Source organism: Salinivibrio proteolyticus, from assembly GCF_027286365.1.
In the GTDB taxonomy this organism is placed as follows: domain Bacteria; phylum Pseudomonadota; class Gammaproteobacteria; order Enterobacterales; family Vibrionaceae; genus Salinivibrio; species Salinivibrio proteolyticus.
The window spans coordinates 572928-585663 of the sequence record NZ_CP114584.1; the positions used below are offsets into that span (position 1 = coordinate 572928).

General features: G+C 52.1%; 14 protein-coding genes. 8 read left to right on the plus strand and 6 right to left on the minus strand.

Annotated features, from left to right (window positions below):
- The first annotated feature begins 192 nt into the window (after positions 1 to 192).
- From N7E60_RS02815 to gcvH, 4 genes are all read left to right on the plus strand, one after another.
- Positions 193 to 768, plus strand: a complete 576-nt coding sequence (locus tag N7E60_RS02815; protein WP_069589761.1) for a UPF0149 family protein — start codon at positions 193 to 195, stop codon at positions 766 to 768.
- A gap of 63 nt (positions 769 to 831) precedes the next feature.
- Positions 832 to 2022 carry a 2-octaprenyl-6-methoxyphenyl hydroxylase gene (ubiH, locus tag N7E60_RS02820; RefSeq protein ID WP_269598074.1) on the plus strand — a complete coding sequence of 397 codons (1191 nt, stop codon included), beginning with the start codon at positions 832 to 834 and terminating at the stop codon, positions 2020 to 2022.
- On the plus strand, positions 2019 to 3251 hold the full coding sequence (locus N7E60_RS02825; RefSeq protein WP_269598075.1) for an FAD-dependent 2-octaprenylphenol hydroxylase: 1233 nt from the start codon (positions 2019 to 2021) through the stop codon (positions 3249 to 3251). Before ubiH ends, N7E60_RS02825 begins: the two co-directional genes overlap by 4 nt.
- Before the next feature lie 120 nt (positions 3252 to 3371).
- Positions 3372 to 3773 (plus strand): glycine cleavage system protein GcvH, encoded by a 402-nt coding sequence (gcvH, locus tag N7E60_RS02830; RefSeq protein WP_069589757.1) that lies wholly within the window; start codon positions 3372 to 3374, stop codon positions 3771 to 3773.
- A gap of 77 nt (positions 3774 to 3850) precedes the next feature.
- On the opposite strand, the gene N7E60_RS02835 is transcribed toward gcvH, so the two are convergent.
- From N7E60_RS02835 to ygfZ, 5 genes are all read right to left on the minus strand, one after another.
- Positions 3851 to 4096: a DUF1107 domain-containing protein gene (locus N7E60_RS02835; RefSeq protein ID WP_069589755.1), complete on the minus strand. Its 246-nt coding sequence runs from the start codon at positions 4094 to 4096 to the stop codon at positions 3851 to 3853.
- 193 nt (positions 4097 to 4289) lie between these two features.
- Positions 4290 to 4826 (minus strand): GNAT family N-acetyltransferase, encoded by a 537-nt coding sequence (locus N7E60_RS02840; protein WP_269598076.1) that lies wholly within the window; start codon positions 4824 to 4826, stop codon positions 4290 to 4292.
- A gap of 3 nt (positions 4827 to 4829) precedes the next feature.
- Complete coding sequence (locus N7E60_RS02845; protein ID WP_069589750.1) at positions 4830 to 5792, minus strand: LysR family transcriptional regulator; 963 nt, start codon at positions 5790 to 5792, stop codon at positions 4830 to 4832.
- A 15-nt stretch (positions 5793 to 5807) separates the two neighbouring features.
- Complete coding sequence (locus N7E60_RS02850) at positions 5808 to 6287, minus strand: aminoacyl-tRNA deacylase (protein WP_408642338.1); 480 nt, start codon at positions 6285 to 6287, stop codon at positions 5808 to 5810.
- A gap of 24 nt (positions 6288 to 6311) precedes the next feature.
- Positions 6312 to 7295, minus strand: a complete 984-nt coding sequence (ygfZ, locus tag N7E60_RS02855; RefSeq protein WP_269598078.1) for a tRNA-modifying protein YgfZ — start codon at positions 7293 to 7295, stop codon at positions 6312 to 6314.
- 227 nt (positions 7296 to 7522) lie between these two features.
- Here ygfZ and N7E60_RS02860 point away from each other — a divergent pair, with 227 nt between their 5' ends.
- The 3 genes from N7E60_RS02860 (at position 7523) to N7E60_RS02870 (ending at position 10109) form a co-directional block, all read left to right on the plus strand.
- Complete coding sequence (locus tag N7E60_RS02860; protein WP_069589792.1) at positions 7523 to 7786, plus strand: FAD assembly factor SdhE; 264 nt, start codon at positions 7523 to 7525, stop codon at positions 7784 to 7786.
- Complete coding sequence (locus tag N7E60_RS02865; protein WP_269598079.1) at positions 7755 to 8165, plus strand: protein YgfX; 411 nt, start codon at positions 7755 to 7757, stop codon at positions 8163 to 8165. Before N7E60_RS02860 ends, N7E60_RS02865 begins: the two co-directional genes overlap by 32 nt.
- A gap of 114 nt (positions 8166 to 8279) precedes the next feature.
- Positions 8280 to 10109, plus strand: a complete 1830-nt coding sequence (locus tag N7E60_RS02870; RefSeq protein ID WP_167314020.1) for a methyl-accepting chemotaxis protein — start codon at positions 8280 to 8282, stop codon at positions 10107 to 10109.
- Positions 10110 to 10193: 84 nt separating this feature from the next.
- Here the strand turns inward: N7E60_RS02870 and nadB are convergent, their stop codons facing one another.
- Positions 10194 to 11810 carry an L-aspartate oxidase gene (gene nadB / locus N7E60_RS02875; RefSeq protein WP_069591283.1) on the minus strand — a complete coding sequence of 539 codons (1617 nt, stop codon included), beginning with the start codon at positions 11808 to 11810 and terminating at the stop codon, positions 10194 to 10196.
- 334 nt (positions 11811 to 12144) lie between these two features.
- Between nadB and rpoE the strand changes: the two genes are divergently transcribed.
- On the plus strand, positions 12145 to 12726 hold the full coding sequence (gene rpoE / locus N7E60_RS02880) for an RNA polymerase sigma factor RpoE (protein WP_069591286.1): 582 nt from the start codon (positions 12145 to 12147) through the stop codon (positions 12724 to 12726).
- Positions 12727 to 12736 lie beyond the last annotated feature (10 nt).

The window sequence follows — 12736 nt, forward strand, 5'->3', positions numbered from 1 at the left end:
GATCTTTGTCATGCCCGTTGCGTAGCGCGTCGATTTACACTGCCAGCCACGATGAAACGATTTTATCCGTGTCTTCGTATCGGAAGAGGTATCAAAGCGTGTTTGCGTGCTTTTGATACGGGAGCGATTCAGCCACGCGGTGTGAAATGGTAGACTGTGGGTTTTATAACATGCACGACCAAGGGCAAGATTGTGACTGATACCCGTTTACCTCTTTATGCGCAAGCCGCGACGACTTTATCGGCAGATAGCCTTGCCGTCACACCCGCCGAAATGCATGGCTTAATCGCCGGTATGTTAAGTGGGGGTATGGCGCTGGAAGATGGGGGCTGGCTCACCATGCTTTACGACTATACCAACCAAGGTATGGGATGGCCGACTGAGGCGAAAACCCTCGCCATGCAAAGCTATCACCAGCTGAAAACACAATTGACCGGGGACGACTTAGATCTCGATATCTATGTCCCTGACGACGAGCAGGTTGGCGTAGTCGCTCGAGCAGAAGCCCTTGTCGAATGGATCAATGCGTTTTTAGCAGGGGTGGGGCTGATCGGTAAACAAGGCCGTCAACTCTCCAATGACGTCACCGAGGCGCTGAGCGACCTTAAAGCTATTGCCCAGCTTGGCATTGACGAAGACGGTGATATGCAAGAACAAGCGGAGCTGCTTGAGCAAGTTTGCGAGCATGTTCGTGTGTGCTGCATGGTAGTGCATGCTGAATTGGGTGCGCGTCCGGATGCGGATGAGACTCCAAAGACACTCCATTAATCAATGAATCAACATCGCTGACATGCGATGACCCCATACAGTATGGGATTAGGGACAGGTGGGATGAAAGCCTACGATATAATCATTGCCGGTGGCGCGATGGCCGGTGCCACGGCCGCACTTGCGCTGGATACATTAAGTGGCGGTCAGCTGCGTATTGCCGTGGTTGAGGCGATGTTGCCCGATCATGCCAATCACCCTGGGTATGATGCACGCAGTATTGCCTTGGCACAGGGAAGCTGTGCTGCACTGGAATCGCTGGGTTTATGGTCGGCGTTAGCGCCATTTGGCACCCCGATTCAGCAAATCCATGTCTCGGACCGCGGCCATGCGGGGCAGACACAGATTGATGCGAACGCTCAAGGTGTTCCTTATTTGGGGCAAGTGATTGAGCTTGCGGATGCTGGCCGTGTCTTTCACCAGCAGCTCAGTCATCGCAGCGCCATTGATCTTTATTGTCCCGATTACGTCGAACATATCCATCGAGAGCAAGCGTCGGTAACCGTTGAGCTCAAGCAAGGAGAGACCTTGCAGGCAAAATTGCTGGTGGCTGCCGATGGCGGACGCTCGCCATGCTGTCAACAGCTGAAGATCGCACGTCAGCAGCACGATTTCCATCAGGTGGCGATCATTGCCAACGTGAGTACCGCGCTGCCGCATCAAGGGGTGGCATTTGAACGCTTTACTCGCACAGGGCCGGTGGCGTTACTGCCGATGTCGCAGGGGCGGTGCTCAGTGGTCTGGTGTGTGTCACCGGATGAGGTCGACCATTGGCTCTCGTGCGGCGAGGCAACCTTCTTGGACGGTTTGCAGACTGCCTTTGGATGGCGCTTGGGTAAACTCCTTCATGTTGGCACTCGGCATGCCTATCCGTTGGTGCTTAATCAAGTGGTGAGTCCAGTCAGCCACCGTGTGGCTGTGGTCGGCAATGCGGCACAAAGCCTCCATCCGATCGCGGGGCAAGGGTTTAATCTCGGTCTACGAGATGTGATCACGCTAGCCGAGGTTCTGACGGCAGCGTCAGCACACGGCGAGGATCTGGGTGCCATGCAAGTCTTAACTCGCTACGCGCAACGTAGAGAAGCTGACCGAGAGACTACCATCGCCACCACATCCGGATTAGTGCACCTGTTCTCTAACCAAAATGCGGTGTTATCGGCCACTCGTAATCTCGGACTGGGGTTGATGTCAGCTCTACCGAGTCTTAAACAACCTCTTATTCAACGCACCATAGGATGGGTAGCGCGCACATGAAGATGATCAATGCAGATATTGCCATCATTGGCGGCGGCATGGTGGGGCTCACCTTGGCGGCAGCGTTGGAGCACAGCGCTTTACGTGTGGTGGTTATTGAAGGGAAAACCCCTGAGCCCAGCTTGGATACCATCCCGGATAACCGTGTGTCAGCCCTAAGCCGCGCCAGTGAACGCATATTGCGCGGCGTGGGGGCTTGGTCGGGCATTGAATCTCGCCGCATGGCAAGTTATCAAGCCATGCACGTTTGGGAGCAAGACAGTTTTGCCGAGATAGCGTTTGATGCACAAAGTCTGGGCCAGCGTGATCTGGGCCATATTGTTGAAAACCGTGTCATTCAGTTGGCGCTCCTCGATAAAATCAAACAGCAAAGTAATGTGACGCTGCTGATGCCTGAGCAGTGTCAATCGATGATGATGGGTGAGCGAGAAACCTGGCTACAGCTTGCCTCTGGTGGCGGCGTGACCGCTAAATTGGTGGTGGGGGCAGATGGTGCGCGCTCTTGGGTGCGAGGCCAAGCCAGTTTACCTTTGGTGCAACGCGACTACGGGCATCACGCGGTTGTTGCGACGGTTCGCACTGAGGTTGCTCATCAGGGCGTTGCACGGCAAATCTTCACGCCGGATGGCCCACTGGCTTTTTTACCGCTTAGCGATCCGTACCTTTGCTCGATTGTATGGTCGGTGTCGCCGTGCTTGGCGCAGCACTATATGGATATGGACGATGCGGCATTTAATCAGGCCTTAACGGCACAATTTGATGTGACCCTTGGGCTTTGCGAAGCCGTGGGGCCGCGCGCCAGTTATCCATTAACCATGCGTTATGCACAGCAATTTGCCGCTGACCGTGTGGCCTTGGTGGGGGATGCGGCGCACACCATTCATCCACTGGCCGGCCAAGGGGTGAATTTAGGGTTACTAGATGCCGCTGCGCTTGCCGAAACACTCATACACCTTGCTGAGCAAGAAAAAGACATTGGCCTGCATGCGTCACTGCGCAATTATGAACGCTGGCGAAAAGCAGAAGCGGCGCAAATGATCGCCGCCATGCAAGGCTTTAGAAGTTTGTTTGACGGCGCTCATCCGATCAAAAAATTGCTCCGTGGTGTCGGCATGCAGGCTGTGAATCATTTGCCGGGCGCTAAACTGCCATTTATTAAACGGGCGCTAGGGCTAAGTGGCGAGCTACCCAAGCTCGCCTGTGCAACATTTTCTGAATCGTCTAGCTGAGATTATTGGCGAATCGATATCTGTGTGCTAGTTGTTGTGTAGTTAATCAACCAAGTATTAGTGAACCACGAAGTTTGTTGAAACGACGATGTGTCACTGGGTGCAACAAGGAACAAAACTATGAGTGATATCCCATCAGAATTAAAATTTACTTCAACGCATGAGTGGGTGCGCCCAGAAGGCGATGGCTTGTTTACCATTGGTATCTCGGATCATGCGCAAGCCCTGTTAGGGGATATGGTATTTATTGATTTGCCCGACGAGGGCGACAGTTTTGATGCGGGAGACGATTGTGCCGTGGCAGAGTCTGTCAAAGCCGCCTCTGATATTTATGCGCCTATTTCTGGGGAAGTGGTTGCGGTGAATGAAGAGCTGGACGGTTCTCCGGAATTGGTGAACAGCGACCCTTATGGTGATGGCTGGTTATTCCAAATTCGCGCCACCGATGAGTCTGAAATTGATGATCTCTTGGATGCGCAAAGCTACGAAGAAACCTTAGGGGAAGAAGACGACGACGAATAAGGTTGGCTGTCTTTGCGTCATCGTCAGGCCCTGCCTTTTGGCGGGGCCTGTTGATTTAAGCTCGTCCTGAACGTGAATCAGCGGCGTGTATTGACCGTGTGAGGCTGAGTCTCATCACACATCGCTTGCTGATAGGTCTCTCGTATCACCGCATTAACTTCTTTGACGGTTTGATAGTGCGTGATAGTGGCGTCTTGAGGCGCTTTTAGCCAACCGTTTTCGAAATCGAAGCGTCCTCGTCCGGCAATATAAAGTCGACCTGAAAAAAGTCGCGCCACATGTTTTGCGACCAACCTTGGCACATAGCGATTAAAAACGCGCATAAACCCTTCTTGGATAATGAAATAAACCTTGAGTCCTGACCACTTTGCATGGTGGCTCTGACGTGGTAACCCTATTCTAGGTGGTAACCATAGTTGTGATGTCGAGAAATAGCGACATACAACGGCGCAGATTGTGCAAAGGGTTTATGGCGAGGGGATGACAGCGTTAGTGTGCATCCTCAGTTTGAGATCTTTACCACAAATCAGCGCAGTTAAATGCGGGTACGCAACTGGGTTTTCCTCTCAGTGCCGTTAATGGTGCATCGGTTAATGATTGCCCCAGCCACCCATGTGGATAGCTCAAATGATGCGGTGGTTGAATGGTCTCTGGAGAAATGGGAGTGAATCCTACGCGGCCATAAAACGCTGGGTCGCCATAGGTCATCACCAACTGATAGCCCTGCACTTTTAATGCGGTAAGGCCATGCTGAATTAATGACTGCCCAAGCCCCTGTTTTTGATAGCTTGGGTGGACCGCCATCGGCGAAAGCAGTGCCGCGTCGGGCATGGTTGGATAGCTTAACCGAGAAAAAAACACTGCTCCAGCCAGCGCTGAGTTATCGACCGCGACAAACCCAAGCCATTCACCCTCTGGTGTGGTGTCGTGCAGCTGATGAATCAGTTGGCCAATCAAGTTCCCCTCATCCGGCCCTTCGCTGTGAGTAAATGTCTCACGGACCAGTTCAGCAACGTCATTGATGTTCACATCGGTTAAAGGTAAAAACGGCATCGCTTACTCCTTTCCATCGTAGCTTGGATTGGCTTTTAGGGCATCGACTCGGGTTAAAACGGTCTCGGTGATATGGGCAATGAGCCACTGAGTACGTGGGTGAGCACTGATTTGCTGTCGCCATGCCAGATGGATGTCAAACCCTGGCACATCAATGGGAGGTACACTCAGAGCAAGGGTGTCGGTATCATCGAAATTATCGATACGTGCCATCAGTTCCGGGACAGTGCAAAGTAATTGGCGCTGTTTTAGCAATTGCCTCACGGTGAGAAATCGCTGCGATCCCATCACCACGTGACGGTGATAGCCTAACTTGGTCAGGGTTTGGTCGATAGGGCTCGTTAACTGACCTTGGGTGGAAACCAGCGCGTGTGGCGTTGCGACAAAATCGGCCAAACTAATGGGGGCTTGCAGCCCTGTGCTTTTGGGGTCAAACAGACAGACGTGCTGTTCGTGATACAAGAGCTGACTGGCCATGTTTTCCATCCCCTCTGGAAGCACACCAATCACGACATCGACCTCATCGTCATCAAGTGCCTGCTGACAACGTTTCTTGTCGACAGGGCGAAGGCTCAATTGGGCGTGAGGCAGGTGAGTCGTAAAGCTATCAAATAAGGCGGGGGCAAAAATCAGCTCCGCATAGTCCGTGAGCCCGATGCGCACTTGTCCATCATAGTGTTGGGGATCAAAGTAAGGTGGCACCAACACCTCGCTGGCGAGCGTATCGAGTAATGCCTGAATCTTAGGCGCGATATCTATCGCGCGGGCAGTGGGGACCATTTGATGGCCGCGGCGCTCAAATAAGGGATCATCAAGCATCACACGCAAACGCGACAGGCTATGGCTCATGGCCGATTGCCCTAAGGCCAAACGTTCAGCTGCGCGGGTGACGCTGCGCGTTTCCATTAAGGTGATAAAGGTTACGAGTAGGTTGAGGTCGTATTTACGCCACTGTTTTTGCGCCATCCTTAGCTTTGACTCCTAGGGGGTATCGTCACGACAAATGGCGGCGCGTAGCGGCTGGCACAGTGTCACTAGATCCGCCACTTTCACCCACAGCCCAGCGTGCGGATCACCACTGCTGATCGTGACACTATCGTGGTCGAAAATACGCTCTTCAAACACAATTGGCAGTGGCCGAGGTAACCCTAAGGGCGCGACCGTGCCAAGCGTATATCCTGTCATTGCGCGTACCTTATCTGCGTCAGCCAGTGTCATTCGCCGACACGCTAACTGCTCGCGCACACGCCGTGGATCGACCTGACGGTCGCCGGGAACACAGGCTAATGCGTACTGGTTACCCATATCACGTAAAAGCAGCGTTTTTAGCATACGCGCCGGTAAGATCCCGCGCGCTGCCGCTGTGTCATTGATGGATTGGGTAGCTTGCGATTGCCACAGCACCTCATAAGCCACCCCTGCCATATCAAGCGTGGCAGTGACGGCGGTGTGCAGTGGCATAGAGGCAGGAGAAGCGACCAAGGGTTATTTTTCCTCTTCGAGTGAATACGGGAGTGCGACGCGCTGCCAAATGGCGTCGGGCGTATCCGCGAATCGAAAGGCGGTGTCGTCGTCCAAGTTATTGGGTAAAACCACTAAGGCGGCTGCATGACCATCTGAGTAGGTAGCGCCAGCAATGACGGTGCCGCCTGCTCGCCAATTATCCCCTACCGCACGCTCCACTTTATCTCCCGGCTTAGGGGCCTTATCGGCCTGTCCTACCAATTTATACATGGCGCGTTTATTGATGCCACGGTATTTCGCGCGTGCGACCGTTTCCTGACCGGTATAACAGCCTTTGGTAAAGCTGATCGCATTCAGTACCTGCAGATTGAGGGATTGCGGAATAAACTCGCTTTTGGTGGCATCTTCAATGCGCGGCAAGGCAGCATCGACGTCGCATTGCTCCCATAGCGTGCTGTCAACCAATAAGGCACTTTCCTGATAGGCTGCAACCAGTTGGTCCGCCGCAGAAGGACTGATGGCAAGCAACCAGCGGGTTGGCTCGATCCTCACCGCTGTGCCGTGCTCGCTGTGGCGCACGTCACCTTGAGCGCCGAAATGTTTTTCGATCACTTGTTCTGCTTGTTGGCCGACGACGCCGAGCAATACATCTTCACTAGGCTGAAAGTCGATTTTCGAGAAGATGGCGTATTTTTTTATCTCAGTGAGTTGCGTTTGTGCAATCGACATTGGCTGCACCATGGCTAGACCGTCGCCGTGATGGAAAAGCCGTAATACCGACCATACTTTGCCTTTGGGATCGCAATGAGCCGCGAGGGTCGATTGATGTTTGTCGAGTTGGCTCAGATCGCAGGTCAATTGTCCTTGCAGATAGCTTTGAGTGTCGTCGCCGCTCACTTGCGTCAATGACCAGTTATCTAATGCGACCAAGGCCAAATCAGGCAGTGGGCTATTTGCATTGCGCTCGGCTGGGGTAAAGGCGACTGTTTGATACCATTCGCTCATAGAAATCACGCTCGCAGTTGAGAAAAACACAGAGTATGACACGTATACTAATCGTGCGTTGTCAGCTTGTCAGCCTTTGTATTGTAAGGGTATTGATGGCAAGCGACGTTGAATTGATAAACATCAGGGGATAGCTCTCATCTTCATAGCCGAGTTGAGAGGAAAAGTAGTCGCCCTCCGTTGGCGCTGATACTATGCATCCACTGACATCAGTGATTGAGGTAAACATGGTAAATACCGACGATAAACCACGGATCCGTTGGGCATGCCGCCGTGGCATGTTGGAGCTTGATGTAATCATTATGCCTTTCTTTGAAGCTTGCTATGACACCTTGAGTGACAGTGACAAGCAAGACTTCATCGCATTTTTGGAAAGTGATGACCCTGATTTGTTTGCGTGGCTGATGGGGCATGGTAAACCTGACGATCCTAAGATGAAATCTATCGTTGATAAGATCGTTGCCCATAACCGAAGCAAGCTTCGTACATAGTCAGCTCCGCTGTCCTCGCTATGTCGCTATTAGCCTGATCCTGTTCGGCGTGATAGCGGCATGGCTGATCACTTTTCACCTTGCCCTTCCTTTGAGTGCCCGCGCCCTTGCGATTATTTACCTGATCCGCGATGGTCGAAGGTTCTACCACCAGTTACTGGCTAGCCAAGGCACCTTATCCATTGATCGCCATTTTTATGTTCAGATGAATACCCAACCGAAAGGGAAAATGTCCTGTGTCTGGGCGACGCCTTGGTTGGTTGTCCTCGAGAATGCACAAGAGGAGTCGCGGATCTTTTTGTGGCGAGGCGGGATGCCAGACTATCACTTTCGTCTAATTTATCGTCACTGCTGTACGGCGACTGGGGATAGTTTGTGACATTATTGTGACGAGGTGTTTACGTCGCTTTACTTTTACCCAACTTGGCCGATAGTAAAAGGTGCACACAATGTGTAGGGCTATTGAAACTCTGAGTTTGGTTGTAGGGTGACTATGAATATAAAGCAAAAACTATTGCTGCTAACCGCGATGTCGGTGGTAGCCCTGTTGGCCGTGGCGGGTGTGGCATGGAAAGCGGAGAGCAAGCTTGGCAACATGCACCGTCAGTTAACCACAGTGTCTGACCTTGAAGTGATTCTGCTTAATTTGCGACGTAATGAAAAAGACTTTCTTGCCCGCATGGATCCCAAATATCTCTCCCGATTTGATAATAATGTTGATGCCTTCAATAGCCTGCTCGGTGAATTGCGCACGGAAAGCCAAGCGCTTGGCCTCGATACCCAAATCATTGGTCAAGTGTCGACAGCGATGCAAGGCTACGCGCAGGGGTTTCGTGACCTTGGCGCGGGCTATCAACGTCTCGGCCTAGAGGCCGGACAAGGTTTGCGTGGTGATATGCAACAAGCCAGTGAGAAGCTGGTTGCGGCGACCAAAAACGATATTGTGCTGGAAAGCAGCGCCCGACTGTTGGTGGCGGAGGCGAAGCTGTTCGTTAATAGCAGCAATATAAGTCACATCGAGCAATATCAACGGCAAATGAACGAGCTGACTGCCTACCTAAAAGGCGATTTGTTAGCGTTATTCCAAGCGCACCACACGACGGTAAAGGCGGTGGTAACGCAAAAAGAGCAACTGGGATTGGCGCATGACCAAGGCCTGCTGGGCAATATCCGTGGCAAGACCCACCAAGTTGAAGAGATGTTTGAAACCCTAAGTGAGTCATACCAAAGTGCTATTACCAAGGCGCAAAGAGAAACCATGGTACTGACTGCGTCGATTGTTATTCTCTTGGCGCTGGTAATGACGGTGGTTTCTTTGTGGATGAATCGAGGGATTCAACGCCGCATTTATAGCTTTAGTGAGAAAATGAGCCAGATCACGCAACAAAAAGATTTGACGTTGCGGGCCGATGAGGCGGGTCGTGATGAAATTGCGGCGATGGCCAAAGATGTTAATCAGATGCTGGCTGGCATCCAAACCATGGTGACGGATGTACGCTCTGCGGTGCAAGCGCTGCATCAAAGTGCCGAGCAAGTCGAATCGCGTAGTCATCAAACCAGCTCTGCACTGACCACCCAGTTAGATGAAACTACCCACGCAGCAACCGCGATGAACGAGATGGAAAGCACCATTCGTGATATTGCCAGTAATACCGATCAAGCCGCCGAAAACGCCCGTACCAGTTTGGGACGCGCGCAAAATGGCCAGCAAGTGGTGGATGATACCCGCACCATGATCATGACTTTGTCAGAAACGCTCAGCAATACCAGCAACGAAGTGTTGGAGCTGAGTAAACTGTCCGAGACAATTGGGTCGGTGCTTGATGTCATCAAAGACATTTCCGAGCAAACGAACTTGCTGGCCCTGAATGCGGCGATTGAAGCGGCTCGAGCCGGTGAACAAGGACGCGGCTTCGCGGTGGTTGCCGATGAGGTACGTCAGCTGGCGACCCGTACGCGAGAATCGACCGATGAAATCGCCGGTATTATTGGTTCGTTGCAGGACCAAACCCAGTCGGTCGCGGAGCGTATGGAGCAAAGCCGCGAAGATGGGCAAACGTCGGTGTCTAAAGTAGAGGCGGCTTCCCAAGAGTTGGCGCAAATCATGGCTGATATGCAACATATCATGGACATGAGCACCCAGATCGCGACCGCCATTGAAGAGCAAAGTTCGGTTGCCAAAGAAGTGAACCAAAACGTGCATACTATTCAGGATATTGCTCAAACCAGTACCGACCGCGCTCAGCAAAACCGTGATGCAGCCCATCAGGTGGCGGAAGAGGCGGCGAACCTAGAGCGCGCAGTGAGTCAGTTTAAAAGCTGAGCAAACAATGCAGTAGATTGAGTGCTGTTTCGTTCAATGAGAAAAGGCCAGCGTTTGCTGGCCTTTATTATTACCGTCACATGGTTAGCAAGGTTGATCGGGCACCAAAATGGTTGGCCCAGAGTCGGGTAATTGCTCTGGATAATCAATGGTGTAGTGCAGCCCTCGGCTCTCCTTACGCTGCATGGCACATCGCACCATCAGTTCCGCCACTTGTAACAAGTTGCGCAGCTCTAGCAAGTTATTCGACACGCGGAAATTGGCGTAGTACTCGTGAGTTTCTTGCTTGAGCAGTTCAATACGACGCAGTGCGCGCTCCAGACGCTTGGTGGAGCGAACAATCCCCATATAATCCCACATGAACAAACGCAGCTCGTGCCAGTTGTGCTGGATAACTACTTCTTCATCGGAGCAAATTACTTGGCTCTCATCCCAAGCAGGTAGCGGCGCAAGCGGCTCAACATGATCTTGGTGCGCTTTGATATGTTCAGCGGCAGACCACGCGTAGACCACACACTCCAGAAGCGAATTAGACGCCATCCGGTTGGCGCCGTGCAAGCCGGTATAGCTCACTTCGCCGATTGCATAGAGGCCCGGTAAATCGGTATTGCCGTTTTGGTCAACAATCACACCGCCACAGGTATAGTGAGCGGCCGGTACAATCGGAATCGCGTCCTTGGTGAGATCAAACCCATAGGTTTGCAGCTTCTCGTAAATGGTCGGGAAGTGCTTGGTGATAAAGTCAGGATCTTTATGACTGATATCTAAGTACATGCAATCAGCCCCGAGGCGCTTCATCTCATAGTCAATGGCGCGCGCCACCACGTCACGTGGGGCTAGCTCGCCACGCGCATCAAACTCTGACATGAATCGTGTCCCGTCTGGGCGTTTGAGATGAGCGCCTTCACCACGTAATGCTTCGGTAAGCAAAAAGTTACGGGCATCAGGGTGATACAAACAGGTTGGGTGGAATTGATTAAATTCCAAATTAGCGACCCGACAGCCCGCACGCCAAGCCATAGCGATGCCATCACCAGATGACACATCTGGGTTCGAGGTATACTGATACACTTTGGATGCACCACCGGTCGCCAGCACTACAAAATTGGTCCGTACCGTGTCGACCACTTCGCGGTCGCGGTTCCAGACATAGGCACCTAACACATGATTGGGACCACCAAGGCCGATTTTTTTACGCGTAATAATGTCGAGCGCATTGTGGCGTTCGAGCAAGGTAATATTGGGGTGGTTGCGTACATTATCTTGCAGTGAGGTTTGCACGGCCATGCCGGTGGCATCCGCGGCATGAAGAATGCGGCGGTGACTATGTCCACCTTCGCGGGTGAGGTGATATTTCGGCGTGTCACTCTCAGTATCTTCTTGATCGAAAGGCACGCCGCCATCGATCAGCCATTGTACGCAATCTTTCGCATTTCGAGCGATAAAGTCGACAACTTGCGTATCACAAATGCCAGCGCCTGCGATTTGTGTGTCTTCAACGTGTGACTCGACAGAGTCCTGCTCATCAAAAACCGCGGCAATACCACCTTGCGCGTATAAGGTGGCTCCTTCGCTCAATGGGCCTTTGCTAAGTACAATCACTTTATGTGTGGGCGCCAAACGTAGCGCCAATGATAGGCCGGCGGCACCGCTGCCGATAACCAGCACATCACATTGATGTTCCTGAGTTGTGGTCGTCATGATCCCTGGTCCTCTTTCTACGCGGCCCATGTTACACCAATTTGTCACGCCTGCGCGCACTTGGATCAAATCACAGTGAACGGAGGGGGAAAGTTTGCAACCATGCTATCCTTCGGGCGACAATATAGGCGGGCTAGGTTGTCATAATTTAGCCATCCCGTCACAGTAATGTGATGACACCCAAAATAAAACCAATATGGTGAGGAACTTTTCCCCAGCCACTTCGTCGTAGTATGTGCGAATGCTCGCAAGAGGGTTTAACCGCGTTCTGACAACGTCGGGCACAGAATTTCGATAATCGGGCGGAAAGAACAACCAAGGAGTAAACGCTCGAATGAGCGAGCAGCTAACCGATCAGGTTCTAATAGAACGTGTACAGAATGGTGACAAGCAAGCATTCAACCTGTTAGTCGTCAAATATCAAAATAAGGTGTGCAACCTTATTGCCCGCTACGTGGGAACACACAGTGGCGATATTCCGGACATCGCACAAGAGGCGTTCATTAAAGCCTATCGTGCCTTACCGGGGTTTCGTGGTGAGAGTGCGTTTTATACTTGGCTGTATCGCATTGCGGTGAACACAGCAAAGAACCATTTGGTGGCGCAAGGGCGTCGTCCACCCGGCAGTGATATAGACGCAGAAGACGCAGAGAATTTTGAAAGCGGCGGCTCACTAAAAGAAATTTCGAACCCTGAGAACTTGATGTTGTCAGAGGAACTGAAGCAGGTAGTTTTTTCGACGATCGAATCACTGCCTGATGACTTAAAAACCGCAATTACGTTGCGTGAGCTCGATGGACTCAGCTACGAAGAAATTGCACAGGTAATGGATTGTCCAGTCGGTACGGTACGGTCTCGTATTTTCCGCGCTCGAGAAGCGGTGGAGAAGCGCATCCGACCACTGATGAAACGGTAACGTGTTTTGC